General features: G+C 64.2%; 19 protein-coding genes. 4 read left to right on the forward strand and 15 right to left on the reverse strand.

Features of this window, described 5'->3' with window-relative positions:
* Positions 1–75: 75 nt before the first annotated feature.
* The 10 genes from ACP7B7_RS19225 to ACP7B7_RS19270 form a co-directional block, all read right to left on the reverse strand.
* Positions 76–651, reverse strand: a complete 576-nt coding sequence (locus ACP7B7_RS19225; RefSeq protein ID WP_308924758.1) for a FecR domain-containing protein — start codon at positions 649–651, stop codon at positions 76–78.
* On the reverse strand, positions 554–973 hold the full coding sequence (locus tag ACP7B7_RS19230) for a DUF4880 domain-containing protein (protein WP_426077729.1): 420 nt from the start codon (positions 971–973) through the stop codon (positions 554–556). The genes ACP7B7_RS19225 and ACP7B7_RS19230 overlap by 98 nt, the downstream gene beginning before the upstream one ends.
* The gene (locus tag ACP7B7_RS19235; protein WP_308924759.1) at positions 955–1,443 is read right to left on the reverse strand and encodes a sigma-70 family RNA polymerase sigma factor; all 489 of its coding nucleotides are present in this window, start codon (positions 1,441–1,443) and stop codon (positions 955–957) included. The genes ACP7B7_RS19230 and ACP7B7_RS19235 overlap by 19 nt, the downstream gene beginning before the upstream one ends.
* The gene (locus ACP7B7_RS19240) at positions 1,443–1,799 is read right to left on the reverse strand and encodes a DUF3325 domain-containing protein (RefSeq protein ID WP_308924760.1); all 357 of its coding nucleotides are present in this window, start codon (positions 1,797–1,799) and stop codon (positions 1,443–1,445) included. Before ACP7B7_RS19240 ends, ACP7B7_RS19235 begins: the two co-directional genes overlap by 1 nt.
* A complete protein-coding gene (locus tag ACP7B7_RS19245) occupies positions 1,796–3,424 on the reverse strand; it encodes a PepSY-associated TM helix domain-containing protein (protein WP_426077730.1) in 1,629 nt (542 codons plus the stop codon). The genes ACP7B7_RS19240 and ACP7B7_RS19245 overlap by 4 nt, the downstream gene beginning before the upstream one ends.
* Positions 3,421–3,759, reverse strand: a complete 339-nt coding sequence (locus ACP7B7_RS19250; RefSeq protein ID WP_426077731.1) for a DUF3649 domain-containing protein — start codon at positions 3,757–3,759, stop codon at positions 3,421–3,423. The genes ACP7B7_RS19245 and ACP7B7_RS19250 overlap by 4 nt, the downstream gene beginning before the upstream one ends.
* Positions 3,760–3,761: 2 nt before the next feature.
* The gene (locus ACP7B7_RS19255; RefSeq protein WP_426077732.1) at positions 3,762–4,508 is read right to left on the reverse strand and encodes a DUF4198 domain-containing protein; all 747 of its coding nucleotides are present in this window, start codon (positions 4,506–4,508) and stop codon (positions 3,762–3,764) included.
* Positions 4,509–4,800: 292 nt separating this feature from the next.
* Positions 4,801–7,203: a TonB-dependent siderophore receptor gene (locus ACP7B7_RS19260; RefSeq protein ID WP_426077733.1), complete on the reverse strand. Its 2,403-nt coding sequence runs from the start codon at positions 7,201–7,203 to the stop codon at positions 4,801–4,803.
* Between the two features lie 86 nt (positions 7,204–7,289).
* Positions 7,290–8,357, reverse strand: a complete 1,068-nt coding sequence (locus tag ACP7B7_RS19265) for a FecR family protein (RefSeq protein ID WP_426077734.1) — start codon at positions 8,355–8,357, stop codon at positions 7,290–7,292.
* Positions 8,357–8,866 carry an RNA polymerase sigma factor gene (locus ACP7B7_RS19270; protein WP_308924766.1) on the reverse strand — a complete coding sequence of 170 codons (510 nt, stop codon included), beginning with the start codon at positions 8,864–8,866 and terminating at the stop codon, positions 8,357–8,359. Before ACP7B7_RS19270 ends, ACP7B7_RS19265 begins: the two co-directional genes overlap by 1 nt.
* Positions 8,867–9,043: 177 nt before the next feature.
* Here ACP7B7_RS19270 and ACP7B7_RS19275 point away from each other — a divergent pair, with 177 nt between their 5' ends.
* On the forward strand, positions 9,044–10,675 hold the full coding sequence (locus ACP7B7_RS19275; RefSeq protein WP_426077735.1) for an alpha-D-glucose phosphate-specific phosphoglucomutase: 1,632 nt from the start codon (positions 9,044–9,046) through the stop codon (positions 10,673–10,675).
* Positions 10,676–10,726: 51 nt separating this feature from the next.
* On the opposite strand, the gene ACP7B7_RS19280 is transcribed toward ACP7B7_RS19275, so the two are convergent.
* Positions 10,727–12,301: an oligopeptide:H+ symporter gene (locus ACP7B7_RS19280; RefSeq protein WP_308924768.1), complete on the reverse strand. Its 1,575-nt coding sequence runs from the start codon at positions 12,299–12,301 to the stop codon at positions 10,727–10,729.
* Positions 12,302–12,383: 82 nt separating this feature from the next.
* Positions 12,384–12,956 (reverse strand): GNAT family N-acetyltransferase, encoded by a 573-nt coding sequence (locus ACP7B7_RS19285; RefSeq protein ID WP_426077736.1) that lies wholly within the window; start codon positions 12,954–12,956, stop codon positions 12,384–12,386.
* Between the two features lie 96 nt (positions 12,957–13,052).
* Here ACP7B7_RS19285 and ACP7B7_RS19290 point away from each other — a divergent pair, with 96 nt between their 5' ends.
* Positions 13,053–14,294 (forward strand): MFS transporter, encoded by a 1,242-nt coding sequence (locus ACP7B7_RS19290; RefSeq protein WP_426077737.1) that lies wholly within the window; start codon positions 13,053–13,055, stop codon positions 14,292–14,294.
* Here the strand turns inward: ACP7B7_RS19290 and ACP7B7_RS19295 are convergent.
* Positions 14,291–14,788: a hypothetical protein gene (locus tag ACP7B7_RS19295; RefSeq protein WP_426077738.1), complete on the reverse strand. Its 498-nt coding sequence runs from the start codon at positions 14,786–14,788 to the stop codon at positions 14,291–14,293. The genes ACP7B7_RS19290 and ACP7B7_RS19295 overlap by 4 nt on opposite strands.
* A gap of 264 nt (positions 14,789–15,052) precedes the next feature.
* Between ACP7B7_RS19295 and ACP7B7_RS19300 the strand changes: the two genes are divergently transcribed.
* Positions 15,053–15,703: a hypothetical protein gene (locus ACP7B7_RS19300; RefSeq protein WP_426077739.1), complete on the forward strand. Its 651-nt coding sequence runs from the start codon at positions 15,053–15,055 to the stop codon at positions 15,701–15,703.
* 159 nt (positions 15,704–15,862) lie between these two features.
* On the opposite strand, the gene groL is transcribed toward ACP7B7_RS19300, so the two are convergent.
* Together groL and groES are read right to left on the reverse strand one after the other, a co-directional pair.
* Positions 15,863–17,512, reverse strand: a complete 1,650-nt coding sequence (gene groL / locus ACP7B7_RS19305) for a chaperonin GroEL (RefSeq protein ID WP_065307518.1) — start codon at positions 17,510–17,512, stop codon at positions 15,863–15,865.
* A 52-nt stretch (positions 17,513–17,564) separates the two neighbouring features.
* Complete coding sequence (gene groES / locus ACP7B7_RS19310) at positions 17,565–17,855, reverse strand: co-chaperone GroES (protein ID WP_065307519.1); 291 nt, start codon at positions 17,853–17,855, stop codon at positions 17,565–17,567.
* Positions 17,856–18,373: 518 nt separating this feature from the next.
* On the opposite strand from groES, the gene ACP7B7_RS19315 reads away from it, so the two are divergent.
* Positions 18,374–19,114 carry a hypothetical protein gene (locus ACP7B7_RS19315; protein ID WP_426077740.1) on the forward strand — a complete coding sequence of 247 codons (741 nt, stop codon included), beginning with the start codon at positions 18,374–18,376 and terminating at the stop codon, positions 19,112–19,114.
* Positions 19,115–19,137: the final 23 nt, after the last annotated feature.

Genomic DNA, 19,137 nt, shown 5'->3' on the forward strand with positions numbered 1-19,137 from the left:
AGCCTTTCCGGTGTAGTTAAGTGACAGACATCCACAGGACAGGCGAGGCGTGAAAAAGGGGCCAAAAAAACGCAATTATTTTGCGTGGGGAGCAATCGTGACCCAGTAGCGGCTGCGGTACAGCACGTCGACCGGCAGCATGCGCGCCAGGCTGTCCAGCACCGTCTCCGTGTCGTCGAGACGGAAGGCGCCCGTCAGGCGCAGGCCTGCCACCTCAGGTTCGACGCGCAGCAGGCCGGGGCGGTAGCGCGCCAGTTCGGCGGCAAAGGCGTCCAGGCGCATGTCTTGCGCCATCAGCATGCCCTGCGTCCAGGCGCCCGTCTGCGGCGTTGCTGCCACGGGCAGGTTGGCGTGGTCGGCGTCGAAGCGGCTTTGCCAGCCGGCCTCGACCCGGCGCACGGTGGCCGAGGGCGCGCGCGGCGCGATCTGTACCGCATGTTCCAGCACCGTCACGCGGCTGCTGTCGTCATCAAGGCGCACGATAAAGCGCGTGCCGAGCGCGCGGATGCGGCCATGCCGGGTGGCGACGATAAAGGGACGGTTCCCCGCATGGTCAGGCCGCGTTTCCACCAGCAGCTCGCCGCGCCGCAACGTCAGCAGGCGCTCGTGCCCGGTATAGTTCACATCGACGGCGCTGTCGGTATTGAGCACCAGCCGGCCGCCATCGGGCAGGGACAGCTCGCGGCGCTGGCCGATGGCGCTGCGGACGGCGCAGCACGGGCGCGGCCACGCTGGCTGGCAGCAGGGCCGATGCGTGCTCCAGCTGGCCGCTGACCTGCCGCACCTTGTGCCAGGCGCGCAGGTGTTCGGGGTCGCGTGCGCGCCAGCGTGCGCTGGCCGCCAGATCTTCCGGCGTGGCCTGGCCCGACTGCTCGATCAGAAACCATTCGACGGCCTGGCGCGCGATCTTGCGGGACAGCGGCGGCGTCAATGGCGCGGGCAGGCCGGTGGCATTCATGCCAGCAGCACGCATTCGGTCAGCGCCTCGGCCATGTAGCGCTTGACGGAGCGTTCGCCGATACCGAGTGTTGCGGCGATGTCCGCATAGGCATGGCCCTCGATCTGCGCCATGATGAAGACGGCGCGTACCTTCGGTTTCAGTGCGTCGAGCATGGCGTCGACCGCTTGCAGCGCCTGCAGCATCTCTGCCTGCTGCTGCGCCGACGGCACCTGCTGTTCGGGCAGGGCGGCGAGGGTGGCCAGCCACGCGTGCTCCAGCGACTGGCGCCGCAGATGGTTGATCAGCAGGTGTTTGGCGATGGTCGCCAGGTAGGCCCTGGGCGCGCGCAGGGCCGGGGTTTGCGGCTGGGCCGGCGCGCCGGCCAGCAGGCGTGCAAATGTGTCCTGCATCAGGTCGGCCGCGTCAAACGCGTTGCCGAGGCGCCGTTGCAGCCAGTGCGCCAGCCAGCCGTGGTAGGCGCTGTAGCAGTGCTCCAGTTGCATTACAGCACGGCCAGCAGCACCGCCGCCAGCGCCGCCGCCACGCCGGTCACGCGCGCCAGGCGCATCGCCTGGTGCGGCGCGTAGGGCAGCAGCCAGATCAGCAGCAGGCCGCAGCCGGTCAGGCTGCCGACCCAGAACACGGTGCCGTAGCCGGCGCCGGCGATATGCATGGCCCACGCCAGGCCAAAGGCCAGCGCCAGAGCGCCGCCCCACTGCAGGCGGCGGCGCAGCTGCGGCGGCGGTTCCGCGCCGCGGCCATGCAGGTCGGCGTAGTGGCGGTCCATCGCCAGGCACAGGCAGGACAGGCCCGCGTAGCACAGGGCGAAGACGAGGAAGTTCGACAGGATCTCCATCATGCGGCTCCCGGCAGCGTGGTGTTGGTCGGCGCAGCGGGGGCGGGCGCGGCTTTCTTTGCCTTCGCCGCCAGCGGCCTGAGTTTGTACGCCGCGTAGCCCAGCAGCAGGCCCAGCGCCAGCACCACCAGATCAAAAGCGGCCACCGACACGGGGCCACGGCCCAGGAACAGGGTCACGCCCAGGTGCGACTGGGTGGTGAACACGTTCAGGACAGGCAGGCCGGCCAGCAGGATCGCGCCGGCCGTCAGCTGGATGCGCCACATGGCGCGCGTCGGGCGCAGCTGCGCGACGATGGCGGCCAGCGCCCAGGCGCCGAAGAAGCAGGCGATTTCTTCTTTCGGGCGCTCTTCCATCACCACCGGCAGCAGGCGGTTGGCCCAGAAATAGGCGCCGAAGGCGATCGGGATGCCGGCGATGGCGCCGATATTGAGCGCCTCGACCAGCCGCAGGCCGAAGCTGGCGCGCTTGCCGGCGGCCAGCGCCTTGGCCTGCTTCTGGCGCGTCTTGACGGCCCACAGCAGGGCACCGGTGGCGACCATGGCGCAGCCGGCCAGGCCGGACAGGAAGAACAGGGCGCGCAGCAGCGGCCCGCCGAAGTGGGCCACGTGCAGGCCGATCATCACGCCCTGGGTGGCGGCCGCGCCAGGCACCGTCTCGCCGTTCGACGACAGCAGCTTGCCGGTCACGCCATCGAAATCCATCGACGGCTGGCGGGTCGACATCTCGCGCCCCGACGAGCGGCTGAGGGTAATGACGGCATTGGCGTCGCCGGGCGCGTTGACGGAGATGCGTTCGACCTTGCCGCCCCATTGCTGCTCGGCCTGGCGCACCAGCGGCGCGAATGGCGTCAGGGGCGCGGCCACGCCGGCCGCCTTGCGTTCTTGCGCGCGCGGAAACGCTTCGGCAAAGAAGGTGTCCTGGTCGCCTTTGTAGGCGGCGGTGGCGCCGGACGGCATGTACAGGAACATCAGGGTGACCAGGCCGGTGTAGGTGATCATCAGGTGGAAGGGCAGGGCCAGCACGGCCGTCACATTGTGCGCGTCCAGCCACGAGCGCTGGCCTTTTTTCGGACGGAAGGTGAACAGGTCCTTGAAGATGCGCTTGTGGGTAATGACGCCGCTGATGATGGAGACCAGCATGAACATGGCGCAAAAGCCGACGATCCAGCGGGCCCAGATGGCGGACATGTAGTGCAGGTCGAAATGCAGGCGGTACAGGAATTCGCCGCCGCGCGTGTCGCGCGGCTTGGACAGCACGTCGCCGGTGGCCGGATCGGTCTTCTCGCTATGGAAGTTGCCGCGCCGTCCCTTCTTCTTTTCGCCCGGTTTCGACGGCTTGCTCCAGCCCAGCTGCGTCGCCTGCGTGCGCTCGTCGGGCAGGCTGATGAACCAGCGCGTGGCGCCGGCCGCGCGGTCGGTCATCGCGGCCTGGGCGGCGCTGGCGGCGACTTCGCTGCTGACCGGATTGGCCGCCACGGCGTGCAGTTCGGGCTGCATCCACAAGGTGATTTCGTTGCGGTAGTAGCTGGCCGTGCCGCCGCAAAATACCAGCAGCAGCACCCAGCAGACCAGCAGGCCGGACCAGGTATGCAGCCATGCCATCGACTGGCGGAAACCTTCTTTCATGCGAGACTCCAGGACAGGGCGCCCATCGCTTGCAGGATGGCGGCGAGGACGGCGCACGGTATCAACAGGCCCAGCCAGGCGCGCAGGGCGCTGCCGGTGGCGAAGACCCACAGTACGGCGCAGGTGTAGATGGTGAACGACAGCAGGGTCGCCGTCATGACGGCTTCCGAGCGCGCCATCGGCAGGGTCACCGACAGCAGCATGGTGACCAGCGCCGCCAGCACATAGCCGCCGACGATGGCGGCCACGCCGCGCGAGGCCACGCCGAGGCGGTAGATCGCCCCGGCGGACAGCCGCAGGCGCGGCGGTTTGGGTGTGGTGGCGGGCGCTTGCATGATCAGCCGTGGTCTTTGCTTGGTGCGACGGGAGCCGGTGCCGGCAATGGCGCCACGCCTTGCGCCTGCACCAGGCTCAGGGTGGTGACGTAGCTGGCGTTGTCATATTTCTTGCCGTCGCGCTCGCCGCCGGTCTTGTCTTCATGGTGCACTTCCAGCACATAGCCGCCCTGCCATGGCAGCGGGAAGCTGACCAGGCCCTGCTCGTCGCTGTAGGCTTCGCGCATCCAGCCCGATTGCACCACGGCGCCGACCTTGGCTTTCGGCAGCGGCTTGCCCTGGTAGGTCACCTTGAACTGGCCCGGCGTGCCGGTCGGCAGCAGGTCCAGCGTCAGGGCCGGCGCCTGGGCGCTGTGGTCGGCGACAATGCGCGCGGCCGGGGTCCAGATCGAGAACAGCACCTTGCCATCCTTCTTGCTTTCCCAGCCCGGATAGCTGTTTTCTTCGGCGATGATGGTTTCGCCAGGAGCCACTTTACCGTTCAGCACGAAGGCGCCGGCCGTCTTGCTCGCCTGCAGCGGCTTCCTGGTGCCAGCCGAAATCCAGGTGACGTTTTTCAGGGTGAATTTGTCCAGCAGGCCCGGCGACGCTTCGCGCAGGTTGTCGCCGAATTCGCCGAAGTACACGCTGGCGGCCTTGTCGTTCTGTTCCAGCCAGATCTGGTGGGCACCGGCCGCGCCGGACAGCAGGGCGCCGCTGACTAAGGCGGTGGCGAGGACGGACAAACGCGCGATGGAGGTGATGGTCATGGTGTATCCCTTGGTGTAGTTGTTATGGCTGTCGTAAAACGGCCGCCGTCCCGCAGGAGTGGCGGCCAGCAGCATCAGTACTGGTAACGCAAGTTCAGCGTACTTGCCTGGCGTACCAGGCAAGATATGCGGCATGGGGACGGAAACGCTTGTTGAAACACAAATCGTAATGAGAACGATTCTTATTATATTGTGGCGTTGCGAGACATGCAAGGGAGGAGTGAGGCAATTGCACACGGCAGCCGGAAGAAATCCGGCTGCGCGAGGGGGCAAGCAGGGGGACCTGCAGCGATCAGAGCTGGCCGCGCAGGGTCAGGGTCGCGTTACGCGGCTCGCCGTAAAAGTTGGAGCCATAGGCGGCCCATACGCGCTGGTAGTATTTTTTGTCGAACAGGTTGTTGACTGTCAGCGACAGATCGAGTTTCGGGCCCAGGCGGTAGCCGGCCTGCAGCGCGACCGTGGTGACCGGCGCCTGCTCGAATTTCACCGGGCCGTTCAGGCGGTACATGCTGCTGACGCTGCGCACCCCGCCACCCACGCTGACCTTGTCGAGTGCGCCGGCCAGCCGGTATTTGCTCCACAGGTTGAGATGATGGCGCGGTGCGATAAAGGTGTACAGCTGGGCCTTCTGGTCGGCGCTGCCTTCCAGCGTGCGCGTGCTGGTGTAGGAATAGCCGGCCGTCAGGTCCCAGCCGGGCAGGGGACTGCCGCTCAGTTCCGTTTCCACGCCCTGGCTGCGCATCTTGCCGGCGCCGATGGAAAACAGCGGATTGGCCGGATCGGGCATGACGCGGTTTTCATCTTCCATGCGAAACAGGGCCGCATGCGCATTGGCGCGCCGCTCGAACAGTTCGGCTTTCAGGCCCAGTTCGAATTGCTGGCCCTTGCGCGGCTTGAGCGTCTGGCCGGCCGCATCCGTGGTCGACTGTGGCGAGAAGATGCGCGTGTAGCTGCCGTAGGCCGACACCTGTTTGTCGAGTTCATAGACCAGCCCCGCATAGGGCGTCAGCTTGGCGTTGATCTTGTTGCTGACATCGGTGAACTGGTTGAAATAGGCATTGCGGTTGACGGTATGGTTGTCCCAGTGGGTCACGCGCGCGCCCAGGTTGACGGCCAGCCTGTCGCTGGCCTGCAGGCGCGTGCGTGCGTACAGTCCCAGCTGTTTCGTGCGATTGTCATTGCCGTTTGAAAAAACGTAGGCGGGCTGCGGCAGATTGTTGTCCGGGTTAAAGATATTGATCGGCGCCGTGTCGCCGCCGCCATACTGGAAGTTCTTGTGTACTTGCCGGTAGTCCGCGCCCACCACCAGTTCGTGCCGGCGGCCAAAGGCGTCGAAAGGCGTGGCCACGTAGGCGTCGGCGCCTTGCGTGGTCCAGTGGCTGCGATAGCTCCAGCTGACCAGGCAGCTGTCGCCCGTGACGGGATCGGCCGAGCAGTCGGACCAGCCGAAGTGGCGCGACGGTTCATCCTGCTCGCGATACATGGCGCTGAGCTTGAACTGGCCGCCATTGGCCAGTTTATGGTCTAGCTCGGCAAAGTATTCGGTGACTTTTTCCGTGATGTGGTTCCAGCCCGGATCGAGGTAGGTCGAGCGCGGCACGTCGAGCAGGCGGCCGTCTTCGTAGGCGGGCAGGCCGAAGGCGGGGCGGCCCTTGTATTGCTGGTAGGTGATGCCGCCGGTCAGCACGGTGCCCGGCGCCAGGTCGACGGCGACGGTGCCGTACAGCAGCGGTTTTTCCGCGTACACGTGGTCGACAAACGAGCGCCGGTGCTCGTGGGCGGCCACCAGGCGGCCACGCACCCTGCCGTCGGCCGTCAACGGCCCTGTCACGTCGGCTTCCGCGTAATAGCGGTCCCAGGAGCCGGCGCTGAGCACGCCGCTGGCGGCAAAGGTGTCGCGCGCGCGTTTGCGCACCAGGTTGATGGTGCCGCCCGGATCGCCGGCGCCCTGGAGCAGGCCGGCCGGCCCGCGCAATACTTCCACGCGGTCATAGATGGCCAGGCCGAAGCCGGCCGACAGGTCGTTGCCGGTGCTGGCCGGCGTCATCACGCCATCGACCTGCACCGAGTCGAGCGCGTAGCCACGCGAATAGAAATTGCCGTGGTTGCCGCCGGTGCTGCTCGCTTCGACCGTGATGCCGGTCACGCCGCGCATGGCGTCGTCCAGGCTCAGCAGGTTCTGGTCGTTCAATTGCTGGCGCGTCAGTACCGATACCGACTGGGGAATTTCGCGCAGCGTTTGCTGGCCCTTGCCGATGCTGACCGCGTGCGCCCTGTACGATGCTGTCTGCTCGCTGTCGGCACCCGCATCCGCGCTGGCGCTGACGGTGATTTCGGCCAGGGTGGCGACCTTGCCCGACACGGCGGGCGCCGGTTTGATGATGACGGCATTGCCATCGATGGCGGCCACCAGGCCGCTGCCGGCCAGCAAACGCTCGAGTCCCTCCTGCAGACTGTAGACGCCGCCGATGGCGGGAGCCGTCTTGCCGGCCACCAGTTCTGGCGCGAACAGCAACTGCACGCCGGCCTGGCGCGCCAGTTCATTCAGGGCCTGGCCCAGCGGCTGCACGGCGATGGCCAGCCTGACGGTCGGCAGCGCCTGCGCCTGTGCGACGCTGGCGGTGCCCAGCGCCAGCATGGCGGCCAGGGCGAATGGCAGGGGATTGAGGGAAAGTGTGAAAGTCGGGTGCCACATGCTGCGTTCTCCAGGTTAATGAGTATTGCGTGCTGATTAACGAGGTATACGCAGCAGCGGTAGCAATCCTCACCTGCGAATGCGAATTATTTTGATTTATTTTCAGCCAGGCGGATTTCGCGTATTTTTCCCTGTTGCACCAGGGTCACCGGCAGCAACTGGGGCAGGGCGCCGGCAAAGCCATCGAGGCGTTGCAAGGTAAAACTGCCGCCTATGCGCAGGCGCGCGACGGCCGGATCGCGTATCACCAGTCCGCTGTCGCCATAGCGATCGAACTCGGCCAGGGCCTGGCCCAGCGGCACATTGTCGAAGGTGATCCTGCCTTCGCGCCAGGCGGCCACGCTGCCGGGGGGCAGGCTGGCCACGCTCGACAGCCTGCCGGCCGCATCGGCCGTCACGCCCTGGCCGGCCGCCAGGTCCACGCGGGCCTGCCGCGCGCCCGCCACACGCACATGGCCATGCTGCACGGCCACGCCCAGCTGGCCGTCATGGGCGACGGTATTGCGCACCGAAAACTGCGTCCCTACCACCGTGACGCGCAAGGGGCCGCTGACGACGTCGAAAGGCTGGCCTTGCCTGGCCTGTACCGTGAACAGGGCCGCACCCTGCAACAGTTGCACTTCGCGCCGCTGGCGGTACAGGGCAACCTGAACGCGCGTGGCCGTGTCGAGTTGCAAACGGCTGCCGTCAGGCAGGTCGATGGCCAGCTGCTGGCCCCGCTGCGTGGCATAGCTTGCGCTGAAAATGGCTTGCTGCTGCCACCAGTGGTAACCGCCCGTGCCGACGCCGAGCGCCAGCATGGCCGCCGCCGCATAAGGCAGTGCGCGCAGCCAGTGGCGGCGCGCGCGCACGGCTGGCATGGCCGCTGGCGTGGTCCAGCGGGCGGCCACGTCGGCGGGGATGGTGCGCATGGCCCGCGCCGTGTCCTGCAGCGCGGCATACGCACGCGCATGGCCGGCATCCTGGGCCAGCCAGGCATCGAAGGCGGCCTGTTGCCGCGCATCGAGCTGGCCGCGCCGGTTGAACCAGCTGGCGGCCGCCAGCGCCACCGGATCTTGCGTGGCGGCAAAGCGTTCGTACTCGCGCAACTCCGCCTGCTCCTGGGCGGAAGGGCCGAAGTCGTGGCGGGGCGGTGGCGTGGTCATGGACGGCATTATGCGGATTCCCGCAGCGATTGCAATTGCGCCTGGCAACTGAGCAGGCCGCGCGCGATATGTTTTTCCACCATGCTCACGGAAATGCCCATGCGCGCGGCGATCTGCGCCTGCGGCAGTTCCTCGAACAGATGCAGCACCAGCGCTTCGCGGCAGCGCGGCGGCAGGGCGTCGATGGCGGCCACGCAGGCTTGCCAGTCCTGGCTGTCCGCCAGCGCCTGTTCCGGTTGCAAATGCAGGGGCGCGGCCGGGTGTTCGCCTTCGGGCAAGGTCTCGAGCTCCTCATGCTGGCGCACGCTGGCGCGGCGGTGATTGTCGATGATCAGGTTGCGCGCCGTGCGATACAGCAGCGCCCGTGGTTCGCGCTCATCCCCTTCGTGCGGCGCATGCCTGTCCTGCGCGCCGAGTACGCGCGCATAGCTTTCCTGCACCAGGTCGGCAGCCTGCTCGCGGTTGCGCAGGCTGCGCCAGCAGAAATTGAGCAGTTCTTGGTAATAGCGAGCAACCACGGCATCCGATGAAAAAATCTGCAGCCCGGTGCGCCGCATATGAGAATGATTCTCATTATATTGGATCGTGTGATGATACGCGAGGCCAGTTATGCGCATTGCCGCACCGTGGCAAGCGTACAACGCTTTGCCAGCTTCTCCGCATGCGCTACCATCACCGGTTATTAAGGAGGCAAGATGGCTATTCAACTGATCAATACGGCACCGATCGCCGGCCAGCAGCCGGGCACCTCGGGCCTGCGCAAGAAAGTGGGCGTATTCAGCGAACCGAAATACCTGGAAAATTTCGTGCAGAGCGTGTTCGATACCCTGGGCGACTGCCACGGGCAAACCCTGGTGCTGGGCGGCGATGGCCGCTATTACAACCGCACCGCGATCCAGACGGTGCTGCGCATGGCGGCCGCGCACGGCTACGCGCGCGTGCTGCTGGGCCAGGGCGGCATCCTGTCGACGCCGGCAGTCAGCTGCGTGATCCGCAAGCGCGGCGCCAGCGGCGGCCTGATTTTGTCGGCCAGCCATAATCCGGGCGGCCCGGACGGTGACTTCGGTATCAAGTACAACATCGCCAATGGCGGCCCGGCGCCCGAAAAAATCACCGACGCCATCTTTGCGCGCACGAAAGAACTCACGGAATACCGCATCAGCGACGCGGCCGACATCGACCTCGATACGCTGGGCGAAGTGCGCATCGAGCAGATGGTGGTCGAAGTCATCGATCCTGTGGCGGACTACGCCGAACTGATGCAGGAACTGTTCGACTTCGACGCCATCCGCGCCCTGTTCGCGGGCGGCCTGCGCATCTGCTTTGACGGCATGCACGCCGTCTCCGGCCCGTACGCCACCGCCATCCTGGAAGGCATGCTGGGCGCACCGAAGGGCAGCGTCATCAATGGCCTGCCCCTGGAAGACTTCGGCGGCGGCCACCCGGACCCGAATCCGGTCAATGCACACGAACTGATCGCACGCATGTCGCAGGACGACGCGCCCGACTTTGGCGCCGCCTCGGACGGCGATGGCGACCGCAACATGATCGTCGGCCGGCGCTTCGACGTCACGCCGTCCGACAGCCTGGCCATCCTGGCCGCGCACGCCACCGTGGCGCCCGGCTACCGCGCCGGCTTGAAGGGCATCGCCCGTTCGATGCCGACCTCGGGCGCGGCCGACCGTGTGGCCGCCGCGCTGGGCATCCCCAGCTTTGAAACGCCGACCGGCTGGAAGTTCTTCGGCAACCTGCTCGACGCCGGCATGGCCACGTTGTGTGGCGAAGAAAGCTACGGCACCGGCTCGAACCATGTGCGCGAAAAAGACGGGTTGTGGGCCGTGCTGTTCTGGCTCAACCTGCTGGCCGCGAAACAGCAATCGGTGGAACAGATCGTGCGCGCGCACTGGGCCACGTATGGCCGCAACTACTATTCGCGCCACGACTACGAGGATATCGACAGCGCCGCCGCCGCCGGACTGATGGACGCCGTGCGCACCCAGCTGGCCGCCTTGCCGGGCCAACAGCTGGGCGAGTACACGGTGGCCCTGGCCGACGACTTCAGCTATACCGACCCGGTCGACGGGTCCGTCTCGCACAAGCAGGGCCTGCGCATCATCATGACGGACGGCTCGCGCATCGTGCTGCGCCTGTCCGGCACCGGCACCCAGGGCGCCACCCTGCGGCTGTACCTGGAGCGCTATGAAGCCGATGTTGCCCAGCACGACATTCCGACCCAGCAGGCGCTGGCCGGGCTGATCGCGATTGCCGAGCAGCTGGCCCAGATCAGGCAGCGTACGGGGCGCGATGCGCCGACGGTGACGACGTAAAAAAAGGCGCCCGGAAGGGCGCCTTTTCATTTCAAGGGCTTGCGTGCTTGATTACGCCTTGCCCGGCACCACCGCCTGGCGGTAGTTGTCGACCATCTTGTAGCGCTTCGCATACAGGCCGAAGGCCAGCATGGCCACCGCGGCAAAGGCGGCAAAGAAGAACATCTGGAAGGCCGTGACGCTGATGCCGCTCTCGGCGATCTTGCCGATCACGCCTTCGTTCATCACGCTGCGGTTGACGATCAGCACCCACAGGTTGCCCACCGTGGTCGACAGGTTCCAGAAGCTCATGATGGCGCCCTTCATCGACACGGGCGCCTGGCTGTAGGCAAATTCCAGGCCGGTGGCCGAGACCAGCACTTCGCCGAAGGTCAGCAGCGCATACGGCAGGATCTGCCACATGATGGAGACGGCGCTGCCGCTGTCCAGGGCCAGTTGCAGCAGGCCGATGACGATCCAGGCCAGCGAGGAAAAGCCGATGCCGGCCGTCATGCGGCGCAGGGCCGTCGCTTCCAGGCCGAAGCGGTTCAGCATCGGGTACAGCACCAGGTTGTTGAACGGGATCAGCAGCATCACCAGCATCGGGTTCAGCGCCTGCATTTGCGCCGGCAGGAACCAGCTCGGTTTTTCCATGGTGTTGGCCTGCACGATCCAGGTCGAGGCTTTCTGGTCGAACAGCGAGAAGAACGGCGTGACCAGCGCAAAGATGACGAGGATGCGCAGCACGGCGCGCACGCCTTCGACGGCTTCGTCCGGGTGGATGCCGCGTGCGCGTTCCAGCTGCATCGCCGTGCCGATGCTGCCGAAAGCCAGCAGCAATACCAGCGCGGTACAGGCCGAGATCACGAAGCCCCATTCAGGGATGCTGTAGAACGCATACAGGGCGCCGATCACGCCGACATAGGCGACATACAGGCCGGGGCGCGAACCGCCTTCGACACGGGCCAGCAGGGCGGTGCGGGCGACGCGGGTGAACGAATCGGGATTCGGCGGCGCCGGCGGCACGTGCACGTATTTCTTGGCACCCATCCAGAAGACGACGGTGGCGGCCAGCATCATGATGCCGGGAATGCCGAAGGCGATCGACGGACCGTAGTCGCGCAGGAACATCGGCATCAGCAAGGACGCGAAGAAAGAGCCGAAGTTGATGATCCAGTAGAACAGGTCGAACACCAGCTTGGCCTTGTGCTTGTTGGTCTGGTCGAACTGGTCGCCGACAAACGAGGCCACCAGCGGCTTGATGCCGCCCGAGCCGAAGGCGATCAGGAACAGGCCGAAATAGAAGCCGTTGACGCTGCTTTCAAAGATGGCCAGGCAGGCATGGCCGGCGCAATAGACGAGGCTGAGCCAGAAGATGGTGTTGTACTTGCCAAAAAAACGGTCGGCCAGCCAGCCGCCCAGCAGCGGGAAGAAATACACGCCGATGACAAACGTATGGAACACATGCTTGGCTTCGCCCGTACGCTGGTCGATCGGTATCATCAGCAGCAAGGTGCTGATCAGAAACGGCGTCAGAATATTGCGCATGCCATAAAAGCTGAAACGCTCGCAGCCTTCGTTGGCGATAATGTACGGAATCTGCCGCGGCATCTTGCCGGTGGCGGTTTGTGTCTCGGCCGTTGACATTGGCTCTCCCAGGTAGTTTTTTTGTAAGCCGCGATGCTAAGGCCTGCCGCGTTTGCTGGCAACAGAAAAAACGGCTTCAGCCCTATTTCGCAGGGATTCGTAAGGGTTTGATTTTCAGAAAGACACTACTTTGTGGCACTTTCGCGGCAGGCATGGCAGGGCGCGGCAGCCGCAATTGCAGGTGCAGCATGCCGTCCTGCGGCGCGGCGCCATCGAGCGCGAAACCGCACGCCAGATACAAGGTCAACGCCGCCTGGTTGTCCTGCGCCACGGCCAGCCGCACGGTGGCCAGCTCCGGGATGGCGCAGGCATGGTCGATGGCCGCCTGCACCAGCTGCCGGCCCAGTCCCTGGCCGCGCGCCTGTGGCGCCACATACACGCCCCACAGGCTGGCCTTGTCGTGCACCACCGCGATCGCTTCCCGGCGCAGGCCCGCCATGGCGATCAATTGCGCATCATCAAAAATGCCAAATATTATTTGGTTTGAAGTGGGCAGCAGGCGCTGGCGCATCTGTGCCATCGGCACGCTGCTTTCCAGCGCATGCGTGGTGCAAAAGGCGGCCGGCAGTTCGGCGATGCCGGCCAGGCGCAGCGCGCGGTAGGCGGGCGCGTCATCGGCAGTGAGCGGGCGGACAAGGCGATGGAAGGATGGCATGCGCCGAGTATCGGATGTTGCGGCGGGAAAGTAAACCTTGCGCTGGGCTCGCTGTTTCTCCAAGATATATCTTTTATGATATATCTGGATCCTGGCATGACGTCTCTCCCTGTCGCCGTCTTGAGCCCGGCGCGCGAACGCTGGATGTTGTGGCTGCTGGCGCTGACGCAATTCACGGTGATCATGGATTTCATGGTGATGATGCCGCTGGCGCCGCAGCTGATGCAGGCTTTCAAGATTGGCCCGGCCGCCGTGTCGGGCGCCGTCTCGGCCTATGCCTGGTGCGCCGGCCTATCGGGCTTGCTGGCCGCCACCTATATCGACCGCTTTGACCGCAAGCGCCTGCTGCTGGCCATGTTCTGCCTGTTTACCGTATCGAACCTGGCGTGCGCGCTGGCGCCGAACTTTCATGTGCTGCTGTGGTCGCGCGCATTCGCCGGCCTGACCGGCGGCGTGCTGGGCGCCATCACCATGGCCATTATCGGCGACGTGATTCCGGCCGAGCGGCGCGGCGCGGCCACCGGCGTGGTGATGACTTCGTTTGCCATGGCGGCCATCGGTGGCGTGCCGATCGGCGTGGTGCTGGCCGCGCATTTCGGCTGGGCCTCGCCGTTCTTCCTGCTGGTGCTGCTGTCGCTGCTGATCTGGCTGGGCGCGGCGCGCGTACTGCCCTCGTTGACGGCGCATCTGGCCAGCGTTCCGGCGCCGCTGCGCGAAGTGCTGCCGAACCTGCTGGCGCTGTTGCGCGAGCCGCGCCATGTGCAGGCGTTTGCCTTATCGGTGGTCAACATGGCGGCCGGCATGCTGCTGATCCCGTTCATTTCGCCGGTGCTGGTGGGTAACCAGGGCCTGGCGCCGCTGGACGTGACTTGGGTGTACCTGGCGGGCGGCTGCGCCACGCTGGTGACGGCGCGCATGGTCGGGCGCTGGGCCGACCGGGCCGGCAAGCAGACGGTCTACCGCTGGATGGCCCTGTTCTCCATCGTGCCGATGCTGTTGATCACGCATTTGCCGCAACTGCCGCTGCTGGCGCTGATGCTGGTGTTTCCGCTGTTTATGGTGTTTGTTTCAGGGCGCACCATTCCGTTGCAGGCGCTGCTGACGACCATCCCCGCGCCGCAGCAGCGCGGCGCGTTCCTGAGCGCCAATTCGGCGCTGCAAAGCGTGGGCAATGGCCTGGGGGCCTGGCTGGGCGGATTGAGCCTGCATACCGACGCGGCCGGCCATATCAGCGGTTATGGCATCAATGGCTGGATCGCGGCGGGCCTGTCGCTGCTGACGGTGTGGTGGGCGGCGCGCGTCAGTGGCGCGGTCCAAGTAGTGCCGGCGAAAGCCTAGTTCGGCACGCGTTTCATGGGCGCGCTTTCCTTGCGCCAGCGCTCCAGGCTCAGCAATTCCCCTTCGGCAGTGTCTTCCACCAGGATGCGCTTGCCGTCTGGCGTGACCAGAAAGCTCTCCCAGCGGTGCGCCGCATCGGGCGCGTTTTCAAAAAAGCTCAGTTGAAAATAGGTCTGGCCATCGACCAGGCGCTGTTCGGGCGCCGTTTCCATCACCGCGCCATGTGAACGCCCGCCCGAGGCTTTTTCGATATGCGCCGACCAGGCGCGGATTTCCGGCAGCGCCAACAGCGCATTGACCGCTTTGTCGTCAGCCTGTGCGGCGGGCGCCTCCTGCATCGCCGGCCCTGTCGAGCTTGCCGGCGGCTGATACACATAATAAGCGCCCAGTGCGGCGGCCAGCAGGCCGGCCAGGATGCCGGCGGTAATGGCGGTTTTGGAAGACGAGGCGCGTGGCGGCATGGTGGCGAACAAGAGGTGGATGATGGCGGCCATGCTAAAGCAAAACCGGGGCGCGGGCAATCGCGCTGGCGGCTTCTTGCGTATCCCCAAGAACGGGGCGAGTACAGGGAGTAGGCTGCGAAAGGGGCAGCATGAATCAGCCAACATCATGCGGCCATAAACGCGAATGGCCCACCGAAGTGGGCCATTCTAACTCTCTTGTTTCCGGGGGGAGGCTTGCGCCAACAAGTCCCGGAACACGCAAATCCATTATATACCGTTTTGAAAAGAGCGCATCACTTTTGAAGTGGACGTTATATGGCATTGTCAGCACAACAAACTGCGGCCGTCACGGCCGCCATTTCGCCGACAAGGATGGGCACGTATATCAATGCCGCAGGCTTCGGGCCAGCTGCGACGGCGCTCGATATTTATGTCTGGAACGCCTTGGTATCGTGTGCATTTTTTTCGACGCTGCATATTTGCGAAGTCGTGATCCGCAACGCGGCAGCCCATGCACTTGAACTGAAATATGGGGCCAACTGGCCTTGGCATCCGGGATTTGAACGTTCGCTGGCCGCATGGGCCAAGGGCGAATTGCAATCGGCCAGGCAGGGTATCCCGCTTGGGGCGACCGGCAAGGTCATTGCCGAATTGAAATTTGCATTCTGGTGCAAGATGTTTACGGCAGGTCAGGACCAGCATCTCTGGAATGCGCACATGCATGCTGTGTTTCCGCATCTTCCGTTACCGCTGACGGTCGCGGCCAGCCGGCAGAAAATCTACGACGACCTGGAGGCACTGCGTGGCTTGCGCAACCGCATCGCGCATCATGAACCGGTCATCGGCTATCCGCTGATGGCACTTCACGCTCGCATGCAAGGCCTGCTCAAGCTGCGCTGCGCGCATACCGAGGCCTGGATGGCCGAATGGGAAATCGTCAGCGCGGCGCTGGCGGCGCGGCCATGATCATGCCCTTGCTTCATTTTGACGAGGCGAAAAAAAGCCACCTTCCGTGGAAGATGGCTCTCGGGGTTGCCGCAGATAAAAGAGCAGCTTTTGGCCTGCCAGTGATCATGCGGCGATGCGGCCCGGCGACGCCGTCGCCTGCGCGCCGGGCCGCAGGGGTTACATCATGCCGTCCATGCCACCCATGCCGCCCATGCCACCCATGCCGCCGCCCATGCCGCCGCCTGCTTTGTCGTCAGCGATTTCGCAGACCATGCAGTCGGTTGTCAGCATCAGGGAAGCGATCGAAGCGGCGTTTTGCAGCGCCGAACGGGTCACTTTGGCTGGATCCAGCACGCCCATTTCGACCATGTCGCCATAGGTGCCGTTGGCGGCGTTGTAGCCGTAGTTGCCCGAGCCAGCCAGTACGGCTGCCACGACGACCGACGCTTCTTCGCCGGCGTTCTGCACGATCATGCGCAGTGGCTCTTCCATCGCGCGCAGGACGATCTTGATACCTGCGTCCTGGTCAGGATTGTCGCCCTTGACCGTGATGTTGGCGCGTGCGCGCAGCAGGGCTACGCCGCCGCCTGGCACGATGCCTTCTTCGACGGCAGCGCGGGTCGCGTGCAGTGCATCTTCAACGCGGGCTTTTTTCTCTTTCATTTCGACTTCGGTGGCTGCGCCAACCTTGATCACGGCAACGCCGCCAGCCAGTTTGGCCACGCGCTCTTGCAGTTTTTCACGGTCGTAGTCCGAGGTCGCTTCTTCGATCTGCACACGCACTTGTTTCACGCGTGCTTCGATCGAGGCAGCTTCGCCGGCGCCGTCGATGACGATGGTGTTTTCCTTGCCCACTTCGATGCGCTTGGCCTGGCCCAGCTCTTCCAGCGTGACTTTTTCTAGGGTCAGGCCGACTTCTTCGGCGATCACTTGACCACCGGTCAGGACAGCGATGTCTTCCAGCATGGCTTTGCGGCGGTCGCCGAAGCCTGGTGCTTTCACTGCGCACGTTTTCAGGATGCCGCGGATGTTGTTCACAACCAGGGTCGCCAGTGCTTCGCCTTCGATGTCTTCCGCGATGATCAGCAGTGGACGGCCAGCTTTGGCGACTTGTTCCAGTACCGGCAGCAGGTCACGGATGTTCGAGATTTTCTTGTCGCACAGCAGGACGAATGGATTGTCCAGGATGGCAACTTGCTTTTCTTGATTGTTGACGAAGTACGGCGACAGGTAGCCGCGGTCGAACTGCATGCCTTCCACGATGTCCAGCTCGTCGTTCAGCGACTTGCCGTCTTCCACGGTGATCACGCCTTCTTTGCCGACTTTTTCCATCGCTTCAGCGATACGCTCGCCGATCGAGTAGTCCGAGTTGGCCGAGATCGCGCCAACCTGGGCGATTTCCTTGGTGGTGGTGCAAGGACGGGCGATTTTTGCCAGCTCTTCAACCGTTGCAGCGACAGCCTTGTCGATGCCGCGCTTCAGGTCCATCGGGTTCATGCCGGCGGCAACGAACTTCATGCCTTCGCGCACGATGGCTTGTGCCAGCACGGTCGCGGTGGTGGTGCCGTCGCCGGCGTTGTCGCTGGTGCGGGAAGCAACTTCCTTGACCATTTGCGCGCCCATGTTCATGAGCTTGTCTTTGAGTTCGACTTCTTTCGCTACCGATACACCATCCTTGGTGACGGTAGGGGCGCCGAACGAGCGCTCCAGGACCACGTTGCGGCCTTTCGGGCCCAGGGTCACTTTGACTGCGTTGGCGAGAATGTTCACGCCTTCGACCATCTTGGCGCGCGCTGCGTCGCCGAATACTACTTCTTTAGCTGCCATGTTCAATTCTCCAGAAATTTCGGAATAGATCTATTTAAAACGTGGAAACGAATTACTGAACGACGATCGCCATGATGTCTTCTTCGCGCATGACCATCAGTTCCTGGCCATCGACCTTGACGGTCTGGCCGGCGTATTTGCCGAACAGGACGCGGTCGCCTACTTTGACATCCAGAGGACGGACTTTGCCATCGTCGAGAATCTTGCCATTGCCTACGGCAAGGACTTCGCCTTGATCCGGTTTTTCAGCAGCTGCATCAGGAATGATGAGGCCGGACGCAGTCTTGGTTTCCTGGTCGAGGCGTTTGACGATGACGCGATCGTTCAATGGGCGCAGATTCATACAAAACTCCTTAAAGTTCAATGGATAAGTGTTGCTCGATCCTGGCCAGCCCGGCATCGTGCCAGGCCCGCTGTCGACCGACCGCCGTATCGAGGAATCAATAACGGCATGCAACGAATCAAGCAAACCTCGATCGTCCCGTGCCTGTCCGCCTCTGGCGGGAATGCGCTGCGGCGTCGCCCACCGCGCGTACTCCTTGCCGAAAGCTGGCAAGCATCGGTCTGTCATGAGGATTGCTACGAAAGAGTTTGTTAGCACTCTCTACTAACGAGTGCTAATTATAGGGACGGCAGGGGGCTTATTCAAGGGGAACATATATATACACGATCCGTGCAAGTGGCATTCGGGCTGAGGTTTGCGCTGGCGCAAGCCATCTTCCCGGGCGTCAGCGGCGGATGCGACTCTAGCATGGCCTGGGCGGCAGGGCTGTTCCTGTACACGCAGGAAACATTGCATCGCGATCAAATTTGCTAAGATGATCAGTATTGCTTATCAAACACTTCACTATCATGCCCAGCTTGTTTTCCCGTCATGCCCTTTGCCTGTCCTTCGCCGCCTTCAGCCTGGCCTGTTCCGGCCATGCCACCGCGCAAACTTTTCTCGACGAACTGACGGTGGTGAGCCTGTCGCCGCAGGACAAGGAGGCGCTGATGAATGAACTGTTCAACGATTTGAACAAGGATGACGACGACCAGGAAGCGCATGTATGGGACAACGCGAGCGCGAAGGCGGCCACCATGCAAGCCGTCTACAGCTTCAGCAATTCCGGCATGACCGAACACAGCCTGAAGGCGCATGTGTGCCGCGACCTGAAATTCGTCGTCACGGCCGGCGGCAAGACGCAGGACCTGAGCCGGCGTACCTGCTCGCAAAACAGCGGACGCTGGGATATCCAGGGCAAGGATGCGCCGCCCGTCACTTATCCGCCCTTCCTGTCCGACGTCACGGTGGCCATGCTGAACGCGCAGGAAAAGAAGGATCTGCTCAATGCGGCCGTGCGCACCCTGAAGGATGAAGAGGATGGCAAGCGCCGGCAGTGGAGCAACCAGGGGCTGGGCAACAATATTCCCCTGCGGGTCAGCCTGACGCCGTCCGACACCGGGACCAAGCCCGGCAGTTTCACCACCTGCCGCGACCTGACCATGGTGTTCGATGGTAAAAACGGCAAGCAGGAACTGCGCCGCCGTTCCTGCGAAAACCGCTATGGCACGCTGGACATCGAACCGGACTACGAAGAGCCTGCGCAAAGTGGTCGTTAATACATCAGAAATAGTGACGTGAT

The sequence above is a fragment of the Janthinobacterium sp. PSPC3-1 genome (genome assembly GCF_049896105.1).
Taxonomy (GTDB): Bacteria; Pseudomonadota; Gammaproteobacteria; order Burkholderiales; family Burkholderiaceae_D; genus Janthinobacterium.